We start from the raw sequence: 22,000 nt of genomic DNA on the forward strand, positions 1-22,000 counted from the left end.
GCATATCGGGGATTGCCACGTCGCTGTCGCTCCTCGCAATGACGTGCCAAGTAGAGTGCCCCTCTACTGCACCCACACCTTGAACACCGTATCATTAGCATCCCAGGCAACGCCTGTGGTATAAATAAATACACCCTCGGCTTGTTGCTTAAACTTAAGCGATGAGCCGTTACTGAGTAAGGCCACCTTGCTCACTTTCTCTTTTACGCCCGGGATAAATACATACGCTTCATCGGGCTGGTTAAATACGTGGGCATATAGCGTTTTTGCTTTAGCGGTAATAACGCCCCATGGCTGCGGCGATACGTAACTGCCGCGAGTACCGTAAATGCTTTCGGCGTTTTTGTTTACCCACTGCCCTACAGCGGCCAGCGTGTCGGTAAACTCTGATTGCACTTTACCATTTGGCATCGGGCCTATATTGAGCAGGAAATTGGCGTTGCGGCCTGCTGCACCTGCCAGGTAGTGGATGATCTGTTTGGTGGTTTTATAGTTGTTATCTTTAATATCAAAACCCCAGCTGCCGTTAATGGTCTCGCAGGTTTCTAATGGCAGCTTGCCAATAGTGGCATCGGCACTAAAGCCGGTGTGGTTTTGGCCGGGCAGGTCTTTCTCAAACATCTGGAAATCCTCGCCATCTTTTGGCGCAAGGTGGTGGTTATTGCCTACCATTATGGCAGGGTTCAACTTATGTATAAGTCCATAGATCTCGTCATAATGCCAGTTAGCTTTGCGGCGTTCCCAATCGCCATCAAACCAGATGCCTTTTACGCCGGGGTATTTGGTGATCAGTTCGGTTAGCTGATCCTTCATAAATTTAATATAGCTATCCCAATCGCCTTTAACCGGTTTTCCATCTACTATTTCACTGCCAAAGGCATAGTCAGAGCGCCCCCAATCCAGCAATGAGTAATAAAAATGCAGCTCTATCCCTTCTTTCTCACACTCTTTAGCCAGTTCCATCAGTGGGTCTTTATGGTAAGGTGTGGCATCAACAATGTTGTATTTTGAGAATTTGGTACCAAACATGCTGAAGCCATCATGGTGGCGCGATGTAATGGTGATGTACTTCATGCCTGCTTTCTTGGCTATCTGCACCCATTCTTTGGCATTAAATTCCTGCGGGTTAAAAAAATCGGCCAGGCGCTTGTAGTTATTGTATGGGATATTGCGGTTATGCATCACCCATTCGCCATCGCCAAGTTCACTGTATATCCCCCAATGAATAAACATCCCAAATTTCATGTCCTGAAATTTCTGGCGCTGCTCCAGGTTTTCTTTTGATGGTGTGTATTTTCCCTGGGCAAAGGTGTTAGATACGCCGCACGCAATCAGCGCAATAAATAAAAGCTTTCTCATATTGGTTATAGTTGAAAAATTTTATCCATTAACATCCATTTCGCCCCCGCAGGTGTGCCCGGCAAAGCCTGCTGGTATTTCCACATCAGCATTTCCCATTCTTGTACTTTGGGGTTAGCGGCGTCAGCAACGGCTTTGGCTTCAAAAGTGAAATCGTCATTTGCCTCAACCAATAACACGAGACGGTTGCCGTAACGGTAGATCTCCATATTAGTGATACCTATGTCGATAATACTCGCATGTATCTCTGGCCAGATGGCTTTATGATATTCCTCGTATTCGGCAATTAATTGGGGATCATCTTTCAGGTCGAGCGCAAGGCAATAACGTTTCACAGCTTAATGTATTGGTATTACAAGTAAGCAAATGTTTGCCTTAAAAACAATCCATCTGTCAAAATTTAACCTATCTGTGTGGTAGCAATCCACTTTTATTAATTTAGTTACCAGATGATCACAACAACCAATCTCACCCTGCGCCGCTTTATCTTAGACGATGCACCTTTTGTTTTTGAGCTGCTGAACACCCCCACCTGGATCCAATACATCGGCGACCGCAACATCCATACCTTGCATGACGCTGAGAACTATATCAGCATGCTGCACACCAATTTCTATGATCGATATAATTACGGCCCGCTATTGGTATCATTAAAAGAAGATGAAACCCCTATAGGTTTATGCGGTCTGTTCAAACGCGCCTACCTGGACAGCCCTGATATCGGCTTTGCTTTTATGCCCGGCCATGCAGGCAAAGGTTTTGGTTACGAAAGCTGCCGGGCTATTATCGATGATTACCCGTTTGAGGTATTGTACGCCACCACTACCGATGAAAATATCCGTTCGCAGAAATTGATAGAACGCTGTGGATTAGTATATCAAAAAGATATTGAAACGCCTGAAGGCACCTTACTTAGATTATACCAGCGTATTTTTATAAAATCATAACACAAGCATAATTAAACAGCATACTTGTTTAACAAGGGTTTAATATATTAGCAGCCATGTCAGATACCCGCAGAGATTTCTTAAAAAAGGCAGCCATGCTAACCGGTGCCGCCGGCCTTAGCAGTGTTTTACCAGCCTCAATACAAAAAGCATTGGCCATTAACCCTGCCCCCGGCAGCACCTGGATGGATGCCGAGCACGTGGTGATACTGATGCAGGAGAACCGCTCGTTCGACCATTGTTTTGGCTCGTTGCGTGGCGTGCGTGGCTTTAATGATCCGCGGGCTATAGACCTGCCCAACCAAAACCCGGTATGGCTGCAAAGCAATGCCAAAGGCGAAACTTTTGCACCTTTCCACTTAGATATTAAGGATACAAGAGCCACATGGATGAGCTCGTTACCGCATAGCTGGAGCAACCAGGTAAATGCCCGCAACGATGGTAAGTTTGACCAATGGCTGATAGAAAAACAATCGGGCAACCCTGATTATAAGGATATGCCGCTTACCCTGGGTTTCCATACCCGCGAGGACCTGCCTTTTAACTATGCCCTTGCCGATGCCTTTACTGTATGCGATCAGCATTTCTGCTCATCGCTTACCGGTACTACGCCTAACCGCAACTTTTTGTGGACAGGCACCATCCGCGCCAACCAAAATGAGGACTCACGCGCTAACGTTTGGAACGAGGATTCGGATTTTGAAGGCGCCACCTGGACCACCTTCCCCGAGCGACTGGAAGATGCCGGCGTATCATGGAAATGTTACCAAAACGAGCTATCGATAGGTGTAGGCTTTGAGGGCGAAGAAGATTCATGGCTGGGTAACTTTACCGATAATAACCTGGAATTTTTTAAGCAGTTCCATGTTAAACATCACCCGGAGCATGTTGCTTATCTAAAAAAGAGACTAAAGGAATTGCCTGCCAAGATACGTGAGAGTTCTTTGAAGATAAGAGGCTTCTCCGGCGATGCAAAAGAGATCCAAAAGCTGGAGAAAGAGCTTGCCGAAATGCAGAAAGAGCTGCAGGATATCAAAGCTGATAAAGCTATCCTGGAGCCGGGAGCTTTTGCAAAGCTGAGCAAACGCGAACAGCGCCTGCATCAAAAGGCGTTTAGCACTAACCGTAACGATCCTAATTACCATAAGCTGACTACCCTAACCTATAACGATAACGGCACCCAGCGTAAAATGCAGGTACCCAAAGGCGATGTGTTGTACCAGTTTAGGCAAGATGTAAACACAGGCAAATTGCCAATGGTATCATGGATTACCGCGCCCGAGAACTTCTCCGACCACCCCGGCGCACCTTGGTATGGTGCATGGTATTTATCGGAAGTGATGGACATCCTTACCAAGAATCCTGGGGTTTGGAAGAAAACTATCTTTATCCTCACTTATGATGAGAATGATGGCTACTTTGACCACATCCCGCCGTTTACTGCACCGCACTCGCATAAAGAGGGCACAGGTAAAGTATCTGCAGGGATAGATACCCGCGTGGAATTTGTAACGCTTGATCAGGAGCTTGACCGTAAAGGTTTCCCTAATAATTATAAACGTGAAAGTACCATAGGCCTGGGTTATCGTGTGCCGATGGTGATCGCTTCGCCGTGGAGCCGTGGCGGGTATGTTAACTCTGAGGTGTTTGACCATACCTCGAACCTTCAGTTCCTGGAGACCTTCATCGCCCGCAAAACCGGCAAAAAAATAAAAGAGACCAACATTAGCGAATGGCGCCGCACTATTTGTGGTGACCTCACCTCTGTATTTCGCCCATACAACGGCGAGCAGATAGCCAAACCGGCGCCCCTTCAAAGGGTTCCGTTTGTTGAGGGAATCCACAAAGCACAGTTTAAAGGTTTACCTACCTACACCAGGTTAAGCGACGCTGATATTAAAGCCATAAAAGCTAATCCGCGTACTGCCGTGCAATTGGCTAAACAGGAAAGAGGCACCCGTTTGGCCTGTGCTTTACCGTATGAGCTTTATGCCGATGGCCGTTTAAATGACGAGAGAACGGCTTTTGAGCTCAACTTTAAAGCGGGTAAAGATCTGTTTGGTGATGCCGCTACCGGCGGGCCATTCAACGTATATGCGCCGGGCAAATACACCAGCCTTAACGCACCGGGCAAAAAAGAAGCCGTACGTACCTGGAGCTATGCCGCCAAACCCGGCGATACCCTTACCGATAAATGGCCGCTCGCCGATTTTGAGGATGGCAAATACCACCTGCGCACTTATGGGCCAAATGGTTTCTATCGCCAGTTTAGGGGCAGCGCCAAAGACCCGGGGCTTGTAACCCATTGCGGGTATCAAAAAGATGGCAACGTGGTGCTTACCTTCTCGTTACTGGGCACTAAAAAACCTTTAACAGTCGAGGTAACCGATAACGCTTATAAAACCGCATCCAAACAATTAATTGTGCGCGAAGAAAGCTTTGCCCCTCAAACTATTAAGCTTGATCTGAGTAAACAGCAGGGTTGGTATGATTTCACCATCCGCGTAAAAGGCTTTGCCGATTTTAAGAAACGTTATGCTGGCCGCGTGGAAACAGGTAAAACAAGCATCAGTGATCCGTACATGGGTGGTGAGGTATAGGTTTTTAGATGCTGTGCTATAGTTAGAGCTAACCCCGTAGGGGTTAAAGGTCGGTAGCATATAAGTTAAAAATGTAAATCGCTCCGTTAGGTGCGATACAACAGGGTTGCATACCTACGGCATGCGATGCCCCTCTTTATTATTTCTACCGACCTTTAGCGCCTAAGGCGCTTTTCAAATGCGGGTATCTAAATAAAGAAGTGTAAGCTCATCTTACGATAACCACTTCCATTGGCGTAACCAGCTCATTGCGAGTAGCACGGTTCAGGAATTTGGGTTTTAAGCGTGATATCCAGTAGCGTTGGAAGCTCACCTGCTTTTCTACACGGTAACCTTTAGCGCGCAACGATTCGACGACTGTAGCCGGCCCGTAGAAGATAAACGGAGCTTGTGGCAATTTACCGGTACCATCTTCATTAATAACTGTGAGCGGCTGATCAATGTAAAACTCCATGGGATAGTTGGCATCTTCCCAGCTTTGCACCAGTGGTAACTTTTGCGGGTTGTGATTGTTGATCCAAACAGCGGCTTCGCTGCCTGCCTGGTATTTTAACAGTGATGGATAGAACGCCAGGTTCAGATACAAATTCACGATGAAGGCCACAATGAGTGTACGGAAGGCAGTTTGCCTGTAATCTGCAGAGGGGAAGCGATTGGGGATAACGATTAATAACCCCAGCCAAACAGCGAGCGTTATGGTATCGTCCCACTCAAATTCATCCGGCCGAAAGTAGTAGTGCAAGGCAACTATTGCCAGCAACAACAACACTACCAGTCCAATCTGCACACCGCGAACAGCGCGGATGGTACGCTCTGTTTGTAAGCCGGCCAGATAATGCGCAGTAATAATAGCAAAGAACGGGAATACGATATTCAGGTAATGCGGCAGTTGAAATTTAGAGGCCGAGAACAGCAGAAAGGTAAGCAAGCTTCCGCTGATGCAAAGCCACTCGCGCTGATGCACGCTTTTAATACCTATTTTTATAAAATGCCATATTGCAGCAAACAATATCAGCGACCATGGCAAAAAAGCCCAAAGCGTGGTATGGATAAAGAAGCTCGGGTCGCCCTTGCCCTTAATAGGCCCGGTGTTAAAGAACCGCCCGAACTGGCTATCCCAGAAAAAGAATTTGACGCCTGATACATCCGTTTGCCCGAATACTACTTTCTCCGGGTGAGCATCAAACTGTTCATATAAACAATAAATCTCGGGCAATATAAATATACCGATGAGCACCGCGGCCACCAGCCAGCGCCAGTTAAAAAGCTGTTTCCATTGTTTGGTGATAAGTAGATGACCCGCTATTGCCCCGCCGATGGGTACCAGGGCAAACATGCCTTTGGTCATAATAGCGCAGGCGGTGAATAGTGCGCCCCATACCAGTTGCCAGAGTTTGTTGCGGGTGTAAGCTAAATAGAAATAATATACCGCAGCAATGAGCAGCCCGGTGAGATAAGGCTCGGCACGAACATCGTTGTTCGACAGGATGATGTGCTGTGAGGTAAGCAAGATTAGCACGCTCCACAGCGCAACTTCTTTATTATACAGCAGTTTAGCCAACAGATAGGTGTACCATGCCCCCATCAGCATAAACAATATTCCAGGCAGCTTGTACGCCCAGGTACTTATCCCGAATAATTTAAAGGAAAAAGCCGCCATCCAGAACGGGAAATGCGGTTTATCCAGCCAGTCGGCATTGTGAACAATAAGGTTTACAAAATCACTGCGCTGTGCCATGGTTTTAGCGATAACGGCATACAGCGTACCATCGGGCGCAAGGATAGGAATGAACAATCCCGTAAAATTAAGCAGCACCGCCAGTACTATAAATAAGTACAGCCACTGGGTTTTGGTATTGCTTTGTTGCGTGGTGGTCATTGGTGGGGTAAAGGTAATGAAGTGTTGAGATAGTTAGGAGAAGGATTTTAAGGTTTCAGTGCGCTCATTAACGTTAGCCTGCTCATAGCCGCAGGGGCCTATTACTTTTTCCTTGATGAAAAAGTAACAAAAAATCAAGACAAAAAAATCCTTCGGCCCGCAAGCATTTACCCTTTGCCCGGTTTTTTGTCGGGCCTTTCCCCGCATCTTTACTACTTACTGTCATTCTGAGCAATAGCGAAGAATCTAACAGCATTTTCTTTATTCTGTAAATCCTTATTCAAAAATCCCGCGTTAGCGATCGCAGCGGATACCGGCCCGCGCTTAAGGCCTGCAGGCGTATGAGCGGAAAGCGCGGACCATAGGTAACGCCACAATCAGGGCAACCAACACTCGCCTTGCTGCGTCTTTATAAAACAATATAACTATTTAACAATCCGGCAAATACTCCTTGCAAACCAATAATTTATCATTAATTTTAAATATCCGCCATCACCCCTGTCGCGGTTTAATTGCAATATTTTTTATGAAAAAACTAAGCCTCATGCTCCTGATGCTTTGCCCTGCGCTTTTGTTTGCGCAAACGGGCAAGGTGTATGACAATCTCACGCTCAACAGCAAGATCCTGAAAAGCGAACGCAAGTACGCCGTTTATCTGCCGCCCGATTATGAAACCAGTGGTCGCAGCTACCCTATCCTGTACCTGCTGCACGGTGCCGGCGATGACCAGACCGGCTGGGTACAATTTGGTGAAGTGCTGAACATTACCGATAAAGCCATCCGCGATGGGATTGCCACCCCTATGATCATTGTAATGCCCGATGCCAACACCGGTCGCAGGGGGTATTTTAACGATATTAAAGGCGATTGGAACTACGAGGATTTCTTTTTTAAAGAACTGATGCCTTTTGTAGAGAAGAAATACAAAGTAAAAACGGACAGGCGTTACCGTGCCATTGCCGGCCTTAGCATGGGTGGTGGCGGCAGCTTTGTTTACGCATTGCATCACCCTGAATTGTTCTCGTCCGCTTGTCCGTTAAGTGCGGCTACAGGTTTTTTGAGTCTGGATGATGCAAAGGTTGCCATTAGCAAGAACACCCCGGGACTTGCAGATAGTACCGTAAGCAACTTTTATAACAGGTACAGCGTAATCCCTTTGATGAACGCCATGCCCGATGCCAAAAAGAAAGATGTACGCTGGTACATTGATTGCGGCGACGATGATTTCCTTTACGAAGGCAACGGACTGGTGCATAACCTGATGCGTAAAAAAGAGATTCCTCACGAGTACCGCATACGCGACGGCGCCCACAACTGGACGTACTGGCGCGCATCATTACCATCGGTGCTGGAATTTGTAACGCAAGGGTTTCATCAGTATTGATTAGCTAATAGTTGATAGTTCATGGTTCATGGCAGGCTTTCGGGTAACTATGATCTATAAACCATCAACTATGAACTCAGAGAAAAATCTAATCCAATCCTAATCCGATAATTATTTAACTGAATAAAATAACATCTACCTTTAACTAATTTATTATCAACATGCAACGCCGTAAATTTTTAATAAATACAGCATTAACTGCAGGCTCTTTTTCTTTACTGGGAAACAGGAGTCTGGCTGCTATGCTGGCTGCGCCCGAATACAAGCTTACCCCGCTGCGTAACAACGTGGGTATTTTTACCGAACAAGGCGGCACTATCATCTGGATGGTGAATAAAGAAGGCATTGTTTGCGTGGATGCGGAGTTTCCGGAACAGGCAGGACATTTGATAACCGAGCTGAAAAAGAAATCAGAACAACCTTTTCAGTGGCTTATTAATACCCACCACCACGGCGACCATACCAGCGGTAACATTGCTTTTAAAGGCCTGGTTAAAAACGTGGCGGCACATGCCAATTCGTTAACCAACCAAAAAGCTGCGGCGCAAAAACAGGGCAATGACGACAAACAGCTTTACCCCGATACTACTTATACCAACAACTGGAAAGTAAAAGTTGGCGATGAGCGCATCACCGCCCATTACTTTGGCGCGGGCCATACCAATGGTGATAGCTTTATCCATTTTGAGAATGCCAACATTGTGCATTGCGGCGACCAGGTGTTTAACCGCCGTTACCCTTATGTAGACCGCTCGGCAGGTGCATCATGCAGGCACTGGGCTGTAGCTTTAGAGGCTGCGCAGAAGCAGTTTAACAAGGATACCATATTTGTGTACGGCCACGCTTTTGACCCTGAGAAAGTGGTAGGCACTATGGCCGACCTTAAAGCCATGCAGAACTTTATGGAGCGGCTTGTTGACTATGTTGGCAGTAGCATAAAGGCAGGCAAAACAAAAGAGCAGATACTGGCCACAACCGCTATCCCCGGCGTTACCGAATGGAAGGGCGACGGCATTGAGCGCGGCTTAACTGCCGCTTATGAAGAGCTTACTGCTTAATTTGACAAACAATAATACCCCTAATAATAATGAAGCACTTAGTATCCATCATCACGTCCATCATCACCTTGTTATCGGTGTGGGGCTTTACTTCGCCAAAGCAATTAACTTCGGCGCAGGTGATCAAAAAGATGTACACCCGCTATTATAACAAGTGGCACACATCATTAACCTTTACCCAAACTACCGGCCGTTACCGTAATGATACGCTGATAAAAACCGATACATGGTACGAACGTATTGTTTACCCCGATATGCTGCGGATAGATTTTGGCGGCGATAACAGCGGCAATGGCGTGATATATCGTGGTGATTCGTCGTACGTTTTCAGGAACAATAAAGTAGTACGGGCAGCCAAGGACGAGAACGAGTTGATCTTCTTTTTAGGCGGTATGTACTTTCGCCCGATAGATAACGTTTTTGACCATTTTAACCAGCTGCATTTTGATCTTGGAAAATTTCATGAAACCAAATGGAACGGTAAAGATGTGTATGTGATTGGTGCTGCTAAAGACGGCGAAAAAGTAAACCAGCTTTGGATAGATAAAGAGAAATTGGTTGCTGTACGTTATTTTAAATATGAAGGCAGTACCAAAACCGAGGCTACTTTTGAGGAACACAAAATGGTTGAAGGAGCCTGGAGCGAAACGCTGTGCAAATTTTACATCAACGATAAGCTTTTACAAACCGAGGTTTATCACGATATAAAAGCCAACCAAGAAATTGATAAAAAGATATTTGACCCTGCTTTGATAGGTAGCTAAGCATATTTTCAATTTAAAAAGAAAGGCCCCGATATTATCGGGGCCTTTCTTTTTAATATCCTATAAACTCCTTTTGCTTTACCTCTACCGATCCTTTATTATTATCGGTACTAATGAGCATAGTGATGTTGTAAAACTCGTTATCAAACTTATAGATGTTATTGTTTTGATCCTGCCCCTGAAATTTCATGATCAGTTTGGCGCGTTTAGCCTGGGCTATCAAGTTAACAATATGCTGCGGATCTTGTGTGGTGTAAAACACCGTACGCAGAATAGTTCGGTTAGCAGTTATCTCATTCTCGCCTATCATAATGGTCTGCGGAGCAGCCTTAACTGATTTTGATTTAAAATACTCTATCTTTTTACCATTCACTTCCTGCACATAATCCTGTTTAAATATGCCACCTAAAGCCAGGTAAGTATGCGCTTGCCCGTCACTAAGGTTAGTGAGGTTGGTTAAATCAAAAAAGGATATACTTTGCCCGTAAGAGCGCGTAGTGGCACAAACAGACAAGACAAGGAATAATGCTGTTAAGTATTTCTTCATCAAAAGCTTAAACAAATATAGCAGAATTTTGATTGGATTATTCCCGTATACTCTAATCTTTCTGCTTTGTTAAACACTGAGGTTTTAGCTATACATTTCTGCTATAACCTACTGTATTTCTGAAATTTGTATTCAAAAATAGTCAGCCCCTTAGCTATAAATATCACATCGTGATTTCGGGTGTTTTTGATAATCGCGGTGATAGTTTGGTCAGCTTAAAAGCAACTTGCTTATACCTTTTTATGCGTTTAAACATCATATTGTAACATTCTTGCAATAATTACCGTCATAATAACAATATATTTTTACGCCCGTTATTCATTGTGTACCTTTGACACTTATGATTATCTAACCGCAAAGGAATAATTTTTGCGAAGATGATAATCACACTCAAAACATATTGAAAAAAGCAGCCGCAAAGGCTTCGCTATAAAGAGCTTGGGTAAACACATGTTATCTGAGGTTTAGTTGATTAACATTATTTGAGAGATAATGTTATAGTGCGTTCCGGGGTGAGATACGGAACGCATTTTTTTTGCTTCCTTTTACCAAATCCAACTAATCTCAAATCACAAATCAGCTAATCTCTCTTATACCTCGCCATCAACAGCAACACCATACGGTTATAGGTTTCTAATCCTTGCGGTTGGTTGTTCGCCTTTAAAAAATTATCATAAAACACACTGCTCACCGCATTCAGTTTGGTTTGATAGGATAGCCAGTACTGCCGCTCGGCTTTAAAATCGGCACGCACCTGCGGGGATATCGTCTCTCGCAGTTGCTTAAATATAACGGTATCGGTAAAGCGCATGGTACGCATAAGCTCGCCCACAGCGAGGTTGTAGGCCGAGTAGCGCAGCAGCCTGTCTTTTGAGCCGGAAGCCGCCAGGTAACCCACAAAGTTAGCCTCATCCTCGGGGCCGTAACCCATCTGGTGCGACATCTCGTGGCAGGCCACAAAGGGGCGGTTAAAAACCGGCATCTCGTAGTTCATCTGCGCCTCGCCGGTAAAGGGGTTGTAATAACCCGATGTGCCAATGTAATTCATCACAAAAGTGATCATAGATGGCTTTATCCGCGGGCTGTACGTTTTAAATTCTTCTGATGTATTGGACAGGGCTATTATAGCCTGCTTAGCCCTGCTGTAGATGGTATCATTTCCCGTTTGCAGATCGGCAGACCGAACGCGACTACGGGTACTATTGGCACTATCGATAAGGATAGCTGTAACGCGTTGCAGTTCGGCAGTGGTATAGGTGCTGTCGCGCAAGTTCAAACGCTCAGCAGCAGAGGGGCGGAAATAGTTCAGTCCCCAGAAAACATAAAATATCAGGATGCCTGATTGTACACCGATGGTAACTTTCAGCACCAGCAAACCAGCTTCGGCCCAGCGTTTTTTAAAACAATGTTTAATGAACTTTACTACCGCAATTACCAGGAAGATGATCACCGTTAAATAAACCAGATCGCCAACACTAAACGGGAACAGGTTAAAAATCGGGTGGAGCACATGGCAGATAAAACGGTATGTGCTTTTTGAATAGTACTTTTCTACCGCTGCAGGATGATCGGCAAAGAGAAACAGCAGATTGCTAATGAGGAACAGAGCCAATATGGCTATCCCGCGTTTAATGAAAGCTTTTTTTACGTTATGCCTCTGCATTTATGCAGTAAATATATAATGTTTTGGCGGCTGTGCATAAACTAAAAAACCCCGGCGTTTGGCCGGGGCTTTTATCATATTCAGATAATTAGTCTATCCATTCAAATTTGGTGTATGGCATCAAGGCCTCAGGTATTTTAATACCCTTTTCGGTTTGGTTGTTCTCCAGTAACGTAGCTACAATACGCGGTAATGCCAGTGCACTACCATTTAAGGTATGGGCTAACTGGGTTTTACCTTCTGCATTACGGAAACGCAATTTTAAGCGGTTAGCCTGGTAAGTCTCAAAGTTTGATACTGATGATACCTCTAACCAGCGTTGCTGTGCTGCACTCCAGGTTTCCATATCATAAGTTAAGGCGCTTGTGAAACCCATATCACCACCGCAAAGGCGCAATACGCGGTAAGGCAGGCCAAGCTTCTGCAGCAGGCTCTGCACGTGCAGGCTCATGCCTTCCAATACTTCATAAGATTGATCGGGGTGTACTATTTGTACTATCTCCACTTTATCAAACTGATGCAAACGGTTCAAACCACGTACGTGGGCACCGTAAGAGCCAGCCTCGCGGCGGAAACACGGTGTATGTCCACAATTCTTAACAGGCAACTCCTCACCTTTCAATATCACATCACGGTACAAGTTGGTGATAGGCACCTCGGCCGTTGGGATAAGGTAAAGCTCATCCTCGTTCACAAAGTACATCTGCCCTTCTTTATCCGGCAATTGACCCGTTCCAAAACCCGAAGCCTCATTTACTACCAACGGCACGCCTACTTCGCTGTAGCCTGCTTTTTCGGCCTCATCAATAAAGAAATTGATCAAGGCACGCTGCAGCTTGGCACCTTTATTTTTATATACAGGAAAACCTGCACCCGTGATCTTTACGCCCAGTTCAAAATCTATCAGGTCATATTTAGCAGCCAGTTCCCAGTGCGGTAAGGCATTGGCAGGCAGTTCGGGTTTGCTTCCGTTCTCTAAAACAACTTCGTTATCATCTGCAGATACCCCCTTTGGCACTGATGTATGAGGAAGGTTTGGTAATACAACCAGTTTATCCTGAAGCTCGGTTTCCAGCGCGGTCAGTTGCTCGGCCAGTTGTTTAATTTCTTCTTTCCATTTACCGGTGTTGGCTTTAATGGCTTCGGCCTCATCCTTTTTGCCGTTGCGCATCAGTTCGCCAATTTGCTTAGCGGCCGCGTTAGCCTGCTGCGATACGTTATCCGACTGGTTTTGGGTTTGGCGGCGTTTCTCGTCCAAAGCAATTATCTCATCAACCAATTCGGGCTGTTTAAAATTTTTAACAGCCAAACGTTCTAAAACTTTATCCCTGTTATCGCGGATATAACTAACTTGCAGCATCTTTTTAAGATTAAAAGGCAAAGATATTTTTTAAGTAGCAGTTTTAAGTAGCAGTTGCAGCTTTTTTTAATTTTATACTGCTACCGCAACTGCCACTGCAACTATTAAATATGGACCAACCAACAACCGGAAAACTATACTTAGTGCCTACGCCTATCGGCAACCTCGAGGACATGACCTTCAGGGCCATACGTGTATTAAAAGAGGCCGACCTGATACTGGCCGAGGATACGCGCACATCGGCACCTATGCTGAAACATTTTGATATACAGAACAAGATGTTTGCGCACCATCAGCATAACGAGCACCAGAGCAGCAACGAGATCATAAAGTTTTTACTGATGGGGCAGAATATTGCGCTGATATCAGATGCAGGCACACCGGCCATATCTGACCCCGGATTTTTCCTGGTGCGCGAGGCTTTGAAATTTAACATCGCCGTTGAATGCCTGCCCGGTGCAACCGCTTTTGTACCGGCACTGGTAAATTCGGGTTTCCCTACAGATAAGTTTTGTTTTGAGGGATTTTTACCACTTAAAAAAGGCCGCCAAACCCGCTATAAATTCCTGGCTACCGAAGAGCGCACCATTATACTTTACGAATCGCCGCACCGTTTATTGAAAACGCTTGAGGAAATGGCCACCTATTTTGGTGCCGACAGGCAGCTTTCCGTATCCCGCGAGCTTACCAAGATGTTCGAGGAAACCGTACGCGGTACCGTAACTGAAGTAAAAACTTATTTTGAGACCCACCCCATTAAAGGTGAGTTTGTGATATGCGTAGCGGGCGCTGAAGAAGTTGAGGGGAAGAAGAAAAAGAAATATGGGAACGAGGAGGATGATTAGTCATAAAAACCCATGTCATTGCGAGCGACAGCGTGGCAATCTCGTCGCATGCAGATGGAACGCCAAGAGATTGCCACGTCGCTGTCGCTCCTCGCAATGACATAATAGAAGATATCAAATGAAAAAAAACATACTCCTATCCATATTCTCGGGCTTGCTGCTTTGGATAGCCTGGCCGCCTACGCATTACACCACGTTTATGCTGTTCATTGGCTTTGTGCCAATGCTGGTGGCGATGGAGAACATCATTACGTCGGATAGTAAAAGCAAGGGGAAAAAGATCTTCAATACCACCTTTCTGGGCTTTTTTGTGTGGAATACGCTTTGTGTTTACTGGGTGTACAATGCCTTAAAGATCATTGGCCCGATAACAGCCATACCTGTTACACTGATACCTTATGCTCTTGGCCCTGTGCTGATGGCTACGGCTTGCTGGTTGTATTACCGGCTGCGTTTAAAAATCAATCGCGCCATAAGTTTGGCCGGGCTGGTTTGTTTCTGGATAGGTTATGAATACCTGCACCAAAGCTGGGACCTCAACTTCCCCTGGATGACTTTGGGTAACGGGCTTGCCACTACCCACCAATGGGCGCAATGGTACGAGTACACCGGCGTTTACGGTGGCACCATTTGGATCTGGGCCATCAATATCCTTGTATTCCTCATTTATATCGGCCTGCGGGAATCGCAAACGAAGCAAACGAGATTGAAGCTGATAGCCGCTTCGGTTCTGGTATTTATCCTGCCAATAAGCTTTTCGCTTTATAAATATTACAACTACGAAGAGCGCTCGAATCCATCAAACGTGGTGGTTGCGCAACCTAATATAGACCCTTATGAAAAGGAAGGTACCGTGCCACCTGCTGAACAAATAGCCATCCTCACAAAACTTTGCGACTCCATCGGCCAGCGTAATACCGAATATTTTTTATGGCCTGAGACCGCCATTGTAAATGACATGGATGAAGATCGCATCCGCACGGATAATTCATATCTGCAGGTAAAACGTTTTTTAGAGCCATTCAAAAATGCGAACGTACTAACCGGCGGCGAGACACATAAATTTTACACAACCCGAGCAACTGCAACAGCCACCCCAATGGAAGATGGTGCATTTTACGACAGGTTCAGTACCGCTATCAACATCGAAAATTCCGACAAGGTACAGTTCTATCATAAATCGCGGCTGGTGCCGGGGGCCGAGTCATTGCCTTTTGGTAACGCTTTGTCTTTTATAAAGCCGGTATTTGAACACCTCGGCGGGGCGGTTGGTGCTTACGGTTTGCAAAGCGAACCAAGTGTATTGTTCTCACAAAGCGGCATAGGCGCAACGCCTGTTATCTGCTACGAATCGCTTTGGGGCGAGTGGGTGGCAAAATCAGTGAAACAAGGTTCACAATTCATCGCTATTATCACCAACGATGGCTGGTGGGAAAATACATCAGGCAAGGACCAGCACCTTGATTATGCCAAGCTGCGCGCCATAGAGAACCGTAGGTGGGTATGCCAGTCGGCCAATACGGGTATCTCGGCATTTATCAACAGCCGTGGCGATGTGGTTCAGCAAAGCAAATGGTGGGTACGTACTGCTTTAAAACAGGATATCAACCTCAATAGCGATATTACCTTTTATACTGACCATGGCGATTATCTGCCGAAGACAGGCAGTGCCTTAGCAGTTTTGGGGATGGTGTTTTTGTTGATAAAAATTAGAAGGAAATAACGGATGATCACCGCGCCGTTGTTGGTGTTGTCACCAACAACTCTCCACGGGCAATAACCCGTTGCTCTTTATACGGCTTGTTGGTGACAACACCAACAAGGGCAAAAAGGGAATAGAAATCTTTAGATAATTTTAAACTTCTAATTCGCCATATCCCTCTTCAGGATAAACTCCTGCAGATCATTAATAGGCTGGCGGATGATCTTGCCTACATGCACACCGTTCTCCCTGCAAATGGTAGTCAGTTCATCGGCAAAAACGTAGGCAATGGAGCCAACAAAGTGGCACTTAAATTTCTCGTACTGTGGGTATGATTGCTTTACGTTGGTATCAACAAATTCCTTCAGTCCGCTTCTTAAAATATCTTGTCCGTATTCCGTAGGGCGTATCTCGCTCAAAAACTTGGAGAACGAAGCCAGGTAAGCGTTACCTCTTGGTTTACGGTAAACGTTCTCAATAACGGCATCTTTGGTTGGGTTAAAGGTCTTTTTAAATTTCGCAGAAATATCGGCTGGCATGCGGTCATACAGGTAATCGGTCAGCAATGCTTTGCCAAACCAGGTACCGCTACCTTCGTCGCCTAATACGTAGCCCAGCCCATGCTGGCCATCGTGGATATCTTCGCCATCGAAAAACGAAATGTTTGAGCCGGTACCCAATACGCAACAAAAACCTTTTTCGTGGCCACAGGTTGCATAAGCCGATGCCAGCAGGTCGCTGTCGACACTTACATAAGCATCAGGAAAAAGAGTACTGATGGCGTTGGTAACTATCTCATGCCTATCCGGACTGGAGCAGCCCGCGCCAAAAAAGTAGATCTCGGTAATATCCTTAGCCAGGGCAACCATCTCCGGCACCTGTTCCTGAATGATCTTAACGATCTCTTTTTCGGTTAAGAAATATGGGTTTAAACCGGCACATTTAAATGCCTTATTGCCTTCGCCGGGGATGGCTAACAGCCAGTCTGTTTTTGATGATCCGCTATCTGCTACTAATATCATGTAGTAAGTTCTCCCAGCGCCTCATGCGTTAACGGCTTATGAACAAAGCGTGTAACATACCGGTTTCCCAGTGAGTTGTTCATATCCGTCGGGTCAAGCGACGATGAAAGCATAAATATTTTGGTGTGTTCTTTATCGATACCAAGCTGCTCGTAAGCCTGCAAAAACTCAAAGCCACTCATTTGCGGCATTCTGATATCCAAAAATATCACATCAGGTTTTACTGTTCCGTTATCAAGGGCATCAAGCGCCTCAACGGGAGATTGTATTACAATTATCTTTTCTGCAAAACTGCCGCTCTCCAAAATCTTGCGCGTAACAAAGTTGTCGATGTAATTATCGTCAACCAGCAAACAGGTGTGAAATTGGAACGCCATTTTTCAAAAGTATACATTTTTGGTATATTATTGTATACTTATACTGTTAGTAATCTGCTGCAAAGTAACCTCGGCCATTTTTGATTGATATAAGGCATTAGAGTAAACAGATTGTGCATTCAGATAATTACGCTGCGCCTCGCGGATCTCTAAAGGCGTAATATTTCCCAGGCGATATTTTTCCAAAGATATCTCCAGGTTCTTCTTAGTAAGGTCAACGTTAGATTGGCTCAGCTTTATCAGATCCAACCCTGCAAGGTACGCAACAAAGAAATTACTTATCTGCGCCTCAACATCCAGCTGGGTTTGTTTTTGGCTGATGCCGGCATTATCTATCTGCAGCTTTGCATTACGCTCTTTTCGCCACTGGTTAAAACCATCAAAAATATTAATGGACGCGGTTAAACCGTAAGCCAAGCCGTGCGTATTCTGGCTAAGCGTAAAGCCTGCCGGCGTACGGCTGTTAGTGAAAGTATAGCCCGATGTTACTCCTACTACCGGGTAACGGGTAGAGCGTACCTGTTTCAAATTGATCTCGGCCAGGCGTTTGTTGATCTGCGCCGCCAATATTGCCGGGTTTTGCGTTTGCGCCTTTGAAAGGATATCGCCCAATACCAGCTGGTTGCTTATAGTGAGCGTACTATCTACCGTAAAATCTGTCTGCAGATCGCGCACCAGTAATTGGTTCAATTGGATTTGTGTGGTTTTAAACGCCTGTATCTGCGTTAGCAAACTTGCGGTATCGGTATTCAAAGCTATCTGCGCGTTGTATACATCCAAACGGGAAATACGGCCTACTGCAAACTTATCATTGGCATAACGCAATTGCGTGCGCGAGATATCGATAGCTCCTTTTAAAGCCTGTATCTGCACATTTTGCGCTACCAGGTTGTAGTAGGTAGTGATAACCCCTGCAATGGTTGCCTGTATGGTATCCTGTAAACGGATGGCACCTAACTTATCCATCTGCTTGAGCATATCATAATTGGCAAACATATTAAAGCCATCAAAAACCGTCCAGTTAAGGTTTACGCCGTAGTTGTTGTTTGTGTTGTTTGCGTTAAGGTTATTAACGGTACCATCATTACGTGTCTGTTTCACTTTTTGGCGACTTCCGTTTAAGGCAGCATCGCCGGTTACCACAGGCAGCATACCTGCGTTGCCAATTGTAACGTTGTTTTTTGCTATGGTTGAGTTATTCTGCGACAGCTTAATGTTATAATTATTCTTTAACGCCAGCTCAACAGCATCCTTAAGCGATAAACGCGGCGCCGCCGGGTTGGTAGTTGTTTGCGCACGCAGGCCCGTTGCCAAAGCAACAAGGCAAACCATCAAACAAAGTGTTTTTCTGATATTCATTATTGCTTAAAGTTTTTCTATTAATAAAGGTGCTTTAGGTTCAGTATCCTCATCGGGTTCCGCATCAGGGTCGCGGCGTGTTTTTGAGGCAAATACCATGTACATGGTTGGGATAACATAAAGCGTTAATACCAATGAGAACAGCATACCGCCAATAATTACAATACCTAATGATACACGGCTTTTTGCACCGGCACCCAACGCCAGCGCAATTGGCACCGAACCTAATACCACTGCCAAACTGGTCATCAAAATAGGGCGAAGACGCGATGTTGCCGCTTCTACCACCGCCTCGTATTTACTTAAACCATGCTCCATGCGCTGGTTGGCAAACTCAACTATCAAGATACCGTTCTTGGTTACCAAACCCACAAGGGTGATGATACCTATCTGACTAAATATATTAAACGTTTGATCGAACAACCAAAGCGATATAAAGGCACCGGCAATAGCCAGGGGCACGGTAAGCATTACAATAAACGGATCTACAAAGCTCTCGAACTGCGCAGCCAATACCAGGTAAATAAGCAACAATGCAAAACCAAATGCGAACAGTATGTTTGATGAACCTTCTGCGTAGTCACGAGAAGGGCCGGAAAGGTCGGTACTGAATGTTTCATCAAGCAAACCTTTGGCAATACGATTCATCTCGGCTATACCATCACCTACAGTATGACCCGGTGACAGGCCGGCTTGTACCGTTGCCGATTTAAAGCGGTTAAAGTGATAGATGGATGGCGGCGTAGCACTTTCTGATACCTTTACCACGTTATCCAGTTGCACCAGGTTGCCTTTGGTACTGCGTACGTAGATAGATTTCAGATCGAGCGGCTGGTCGCGGTTGGCGCGGTCAACCTGGGCTATAACCTGATATTGTTTACCGTTGATGAGGAAGTAGTCCAATCGGCCGGCACTATAGTACAGTTGCAGCGTCTGTGCAATATCTGCTACGGATACACCCAGGTCACGGGCACGTTCGCGATCTGTTGTTACCCTAAGCTCAGGCTTGGTGAATTTCAGATTCACATCCGTTCCCTGGAAAACGGGGCTTTTTGAAACCTCGGCAAAAAACTCGGGCAGTACCTTACGGATCTTCTCAAAATCCTGGTTCTGGATAACGTACTGTACCGGTAAAGATGTACGGGCACCACTACCACCACCGCTTATGGTTTGCTCCTGCACCACAATGGCGCGGGCATCAGGCATCTTAGCAAGTTTCTTGTTCAGCCAGTCGGCCAGTTGTTGCTGGGTACGCTCGCGCTGATCTGGCGCTACCAAACCTACGCGACCAAAACCGCTGTTGGCCGAACCACCACCGAAGGATGGCGATACGATCTCGATATTTACATTAGCCTCGGGCATAGAATCGGTAACCAGGTTGGCCACTTTATCCATGTATCGGGTCATATATTCATAAGTAGCACCCTCAGAACCTGTAACCGAATAACGCAGCAAACTACGGTCATCCAGTGGTGCTAACTCTGATGGTGTTGTTTTTAACAAGATACCTGTTACGAGCAATGATGAACCCAATATCACAAATGATACCCAGCGGCGTTTCATGAATTTCACCAATGATTCGGTGTAACCGTTGGTCATATTCACAAAGAACGGCTCGGTAGCAATGTAGAATTTTGATTTCTTTTGCTCCTTACGGATCAGCTTCACGTTCAGCATCGGTGTTAAGGATAGTGATACGAAAGCCGAGATCAATACCGAACCGGCAACCACTACCGCAAATTCGCGGAACAAGCGACCGGTAAAACCCTGCAGGAACATGATAGGCAGGAACACTGCTGCCAGTGTTATTGATGTGGATATAACCGCAAACAATATTTCTGCCGAGCCTTCAAAAGCGGCTTTACGAATAGCCATCCCCTCTTCTACCTTTTTATAAATGTTCTCCGTTACCACAATACCGTCATCCACCACCAAACCCGTGGCCAGCACAATACCCAGCAGCGTAAGGATGTTGATAGAGAACCCGCATACATACATGATAAAGAATGCACCTATCAGTGATACCGGTATATCAATCAGCGGACGGAAGGCGATGAGCCAGTCGCGGAAGAACAGGTAGATAATAATTACAACCAGTACAAAGGAGACGATCAGTGTTTCTTTTACCTCGGTGATGGAGTTGTTAATGAACTTGGTATTATCCAATGCCACTTTCACGGTAATATCAGGCGGCAGGTCTTTTTCTATCTGTTTTAATCGAACGTAAAAATCTTCGGCAATTTGCACGTAGTTGGCACCGGGCTGCGGCACCACGGCCAAACCTACCTGCGGCACACCCGATTCTTTAAATGCGGTCTCTTCGTTTGCGGATCCTAATACGGCGTAACCCACATCGCGCAAGCGAACCACGCGGTTACTATCGGCACGGATAATGAGATTGTTAAAATCTTTCTCATCGGTGAGTTTGCCCAACGCACGGATAGTAAGCTCGGTGTTATTACCTTCAATTTTACCTGCAGGCAGCTCCACGTTCTCACGGCTTAGCGCATCACCAATATCGGTAGCAGTTAATCCCAAGGCAGATAGCTTATTAGGGTCTATCCATAAACGCATGGCGTACTGGCGCTGGCCCTGTATGTTAATAGCACTTACACCGGGGATGGTTTGTAAGCCTTCCTGCAAAACGTTCTCGGCATAATCATTCACCTGCATAATATTACGGGTGTTACTGCTTACAGTAAGGGTAATGATCTGGTCGGCGTTAGCATCGGCCTTGGTTACTACCGGCGGGGCGTTAATATCCTGCGGGAGCTGGCGCGCTGCCTGGCTCACCTTATCGCGCACGTCGTTAGCAGCGGTCTCCAGGTCGGCATCCAGATTAAACTCAACCGTAATGCTGCTTTGCCCAACCGAGCTGGTTGATGATATATTACGGATACCCGGCACACCGTTGATGGCTTTCTCCAGCGGCTCGGTTATTTGTGATTCTATTACATCGGCGTTGGCACCGGAGTAGCTTGTAGATACTGAAATAATGGGCGGATCTACAGAAGGGAAATCGCGCACGCCCAGAAATTTGTAGCCTATGATACCAAATACAACTATCACAACAGACATTACTGTTGCAAGTACGGGTCGTTTTATACTTACTGACGATAAACTCATACCTGTGC

General features: G+C 45.8%; 17 protein-coding genes. 7 read left to right on the forward strand and 10 right to left on the reverse strand.

What is annotated here, in order from left to right; all coding sequences use genetic code 11:
- Positions 1 to 63 precede the first annotated feature (63 nt).
- Both D0C36_RS08525 and D0C36_RS08530 read right to left on the reverse strand, forming a co-directional pair.
- A complete protein-coding gene (locus D0C36_RS08525) occupies positions 64 to 1,359 on the reverse strand; it encodes an alpha-L-fucosidase (RefSeq protein ID WP_117391099.1) in 1,296 nt (431 codons plus the stop codon).
- Between the two features lie 5 nt (positions 1,360 to 1,364).
- On the reverse strand, positions 1,365 to 1,694 hold the full coding sequence (locus D0C36_RS08530) for an L-rhamnose mutarotase (protein ID WP_117391100.1): 330 nt from the start codon (positions 1,692 to 1,694) through the stop codon (positions 1,365 to 1,367).
- A 114-nt stretch (positions 1,695 to 1,808) separates the two neighbouring features.
- Between D0C36_RS08530 and D0C36_RS08535 the strand changes: the two genes are divergently transcribed.
- On the forward strand, positions 1,809 to 2,306 hold the full coding sequence (locus D0C36_RS08535; protein ID WP_117391101.1) for a GNAT family N-acetyltransferase: 498 nt from the start codon (positions 1,809 to 1,811) through the stop codon (positions 2,304 to 2,306).
- Between the two features lie 56 nt (positions 2,307 to 2,362).
- Entirely contained in the window at positions 2,363 to 4,906 is a 2,544-nt protein-coding gene (locus D0C36_RS08540) for a phosphocholine-specific phospholipase C (protein ID WP_117391102.1), read from the forward strand.
- 208 nt (positions 4,907 to 5,114) lie between these two features.
- On the opposite strand, the gene D0C36_RS08545 is transcribed toward D0C36_RS08540, so the two are convergent.
- Positions 5,115 to 6,785, reverse strand: a complete 1,671-nt coding sequence (locus tag D0C36_RS08545) for an ArnT family glycosyltransferase (RefSeq protein ID WP_117391103.1) — start codon at positions 6,783 to 6,785, stop codon at positions 5,115 to 5,117.
- A gap of 526 nt (positions 6,786 to 7,311) precedes the next feature.
- Here D0C36_RS08545 and D0C36_RS08550 point away from each other — a divergent pair.
- The 3 genes from D0C36_RS08550 (at position 7,312) to D0C36_RS08560 (ending at position 9,991) form a co-directional block, all read left to right on the forward strand.
- Entirely contained in the window at positions 7,312 to 8,169 is an 858-nt protein-coding gene (locus D0C36_RS08550) for an alpha/beta hydrolase (RefSeq protein WP_117391104.1), read from the forward strand.
- A gap of 161 nt (positions 8,170 to 8,330) precedes the next feature.
- Positions 8,331 to 9,227, forward strand: a complete 897-nt coding sequence (locus D0C36_RS08555) for an MBL fold metallo-hydrolase (protein WP_117391105.1) — start codon at positions 8,331 to 8,333, stop codon at positions 9,225 to 9,227.
- A 29-nt stretch (positions 9,228 to 9,256) separates the two neighbouring features.
- Positions 9,257 to 9,991: a hypothetical protein gene (locus tag D0C36_RS08560; protein ID WP_117391106.1), complete on the forward strand. Its 735-nt coding sequence runs from the start codon at positions 9,257 to 9,259 to the stop codon at positions 9,989 to 9,991.
- A gap of 52 nt (positions 9,992 to 10,043) precedes the next feature.
- On the opposite strand, the gene D0C36_RS08565 is transcribed toward D0C36_RS08560, so the two are convergent.
- The 3 genes from D0C36_RS08565 to serS form a co-directional block, all read right to left on the reverse strand.
- Complete coding sequence (locus D0C36_RS08565; protein ID WP_117391107.1) at positions 10,044 to 10,538, reverse strand: hypothetical protein; 495 nt, start codon at positions 10,536 to 10,538, stop codon at positions 10,044 to 10,046.
- 580 nt (positions 10,539 to 11,118) lie between these two features.
- Positions 11,119 to 12,201, reverse strand: a complete 1,083-nt coding sequence (locus D0C36_RS08570; RefSeq protein WP_117391108.1) for a DUF3810 domain-containing protein — start codon at positions 12,199 to 12,201, stop codon at positions 11,119 to 11,121.
- 88 nt (positions 12,202 to 12,289) lie between these two features.
- A complete protein-coding gene (gene serS, locus D0C36_RS08575; RefSeq protein ID WP_117391109.1) occupies positions 12,290 to 13,561 on the reverse strand; it encodes a serine--tRNA ligase in 1,272 nt (423 codons plus the stop codon).
- 110 nt (positions 13,562 to 13,671) lie between these two features.
- On the opposite strand from serS, the gene rsmI reads away from it, so the two are divergent.
- A complete protein-coding gene (rsmI, locus tag D0C36_RS08580; protein ID WP_117391110.1) occupies positions 13,672 to 14,406 on the forward strand; it encodes a 16S rRNA (cytidine(1402)-2'-O)-methyltransferase in 735 nt (244 codons plus the stop codon).
- 118 nt (positions 14,407 to 14,524) lie between these two features.
- A complete protein-coding gene (gene lnt / locus D0C36_RS08585; protein ID WP_117391111.1) occupies positions 14,525 to 16,129 on the forward strand; it encodes an apolipoprotein N-acyltransferase in 1,605 nt (534 codons plus the stop codon).
- A 140-nt stretch (positions 16,130 to 16,269) separates the two neighbouring features.
- Here lnt and D0C36_RS08590 read toward each other — a convergent pair whose 3' ends face one another.
- From D0C36_RS08590 to D0C36_RS08605, 4 genes are read right to left on the reverse strand one after another with little or no spacing between them, the layout of a single operon-like run.
- The gene (locus D0C36_RS08590; RefSeq protein WP_117391112.1) at positions 16,270 to 17,130 is read right to left on the reverse strand and encodes an N-acetylglucosamine kinase; all 861 of its coding nucleotides are present in this window, start codon (positions 17,128 to 17,130) and stop codon (positions 16,270 to 16,272) included.
- Positions 17,127 to 17,507, reverse strand: a complete 381-nt coding sequence (locus tag D0C36_RS08595; protein ID WP_117391113.1) for a response regulator — start codon at positions 17,505 to 17,507, stop codon at positions 17,127 to 17,129. The genes D0C36_RS08590 and D0C36_RS08595 overlap by 4 nt, the downstream gene beginning before the upstream one ends.
- 27 nt (positions 17,508 to 17,534) lie before the next feature.
- On the reverse strand, positions 17,535 to 18,866 hold the full coding sequence (locus D0C36_RS08600; protein ID WP_233524450.1) for a TolC family protein: 1,332 nt from the start codon (positions 18,864 to 18,866) through the stop codon (positions 17,535 to 17,537).
- A 6-nt stretch (positions 18,867 to 18,872) separates the two neighbouring features.
- Positions 18,873 to 21,992: an efflux RND transporter permease subunit gene (locus D0C36_RS08605; protein WP_117391115.1), complete on the reverse strand. Its 3,120-nt coding sequence runs from the start codon at positions 21,990 to 21,992 to the stop codon at positions 18,873 to 18,875.
- Between the last annotated feature and the right edge of the window lie 8 nt (positions 21,993 to 22,000).

The sequence above is a fragment of the Mucilaginibacter conchicola genome (assembly GCF_003432115.1).
Classification (GTDB): Bacteria; Bacteroidota; Bacteroidia; order Sphingobacteriales; family Sphingobacteriaceae; genus Mucilaginibacter; species Mucilaginibacter conchicola.

What these genes read in the sequence shown, in the direction of transcription:
- D0C36_RS08525 (WP_117391099.1), bottom strand. Translation starts at nt 1,359, where the DNA reads ATGAGAAAGCTTTTATTTATTGCGCTGATTGCGTGCGGCGTATCTAAC.
- D0C36_RS08595 (WP_117391113.1), bottom strand. Translation starts at nt 17,507, where the DNA reads ATGGCGTTCCAATTTCACACCTGTTTGCTGGTTGACGATAATTACATC.
- D0C36_RS08590 (WP_117391112.1), bottom strand. Translation starts at nt 17,130, where the DNA reads ATGATATTAGTAGCAGATAGCGGATCATCAAAAACAGACTGGCTGTTA.
- D0C36_RS08570 (WP_117391108.1), bottom strand. Translation starts at nt 12,201, where the DNA reads ATGCAGAGGCATAACGTAAAAAAAGCTTTCATTAAACGCGGGATAGCC.
- D0C36_RS08535 (WP_117391101.1), top strand. Translation starts at nt 1,809, where the DNA reads ATGATCACAACAACCAATCTCACCCTGCGCCGCTTTATCTTAGACGAT.
- serS (WP_117391109.1), bottom strand. Translation starts at nt 13,561, where the DNA reads ATGCTGCAAGTTAGTTATATCCGCGATAACAGGGATAAAGTTTTAGAA.
- D0C36_RS08550 (WP_117391104.1), top strand. Translation starts at nt 7,312, where the DNA reads ATGAAAAAACTAAGCCTCATGCTCCTGATGCTTTGCCCTGCGCTTTTG.
- D0C36_RS08540 (WP_117391102.1), top strand. Translation starts at nt 2,363, where the DNA reads ATGTCAGATACCCGCAGAGATTTCTTAAAAAAGGCAGCCATGCTAACC.
- D0C36_RS08605 (WP_117391115.1), bottom strand. Translation starts at nt 21,992, where the DNA reads ATGAGTTTATCGTCAGTAAGTATAAAACGACCCGTACTTGCAACAGTA.
- D0C36_RS08555 (WP_117391105.1), top strand. Translation starts at nt 8,331, where the DNA reads ATGCAACGCCGTAAATTTTTAATAAATACAGCATTAACTGCAGGCTCT.
- D0C36_RS08560 (WP_117391106.1), top strand. Translation starts at nt 9,257, where the DNA reads ATGAAGCACTTAGTATCCATCATCACGTCCATCATCACCTTGTTATCG.
- rsmI (WP_117391110.1), top strand. Translation starts at nt 13,672, where the DNA reads ATGGACCAACCAACAACCGGAAAACTATACTTAGTGCCTACGCCTATC.
- lnt (WP_117391111.1), top strand. Translation starts at nt 14,525, where the DNA reads ATGAAAAAAAACATACTCCTATCCATATTCTCGGGCTTGCTGCTTTGG.
- D0C36_RS08565 (WP_117391107.1), bottom strand. Translation starts at nt 10,538, where the DNA reads ATGAAGAAATACTTAACAGCATTATTCCTTGTCTTGTCTGTTTGTGCC.
- D0C36_RS08600 (WP_233524450.1), bottom strand. Translation starts at nt 18,866, where the DNA reads ATGAATATCAGAAAAACACTTTGTTTGATGGTTTGCCTTGTTGCTTTG.
- D0C36_RS08545 (WP_117391103.1), bottom strand. Translation starts at nt 6,785, where the DNA reads ATGACCACCACGCAACAAAGCAATACCAAAACCCAGTGGCTGTACTTA.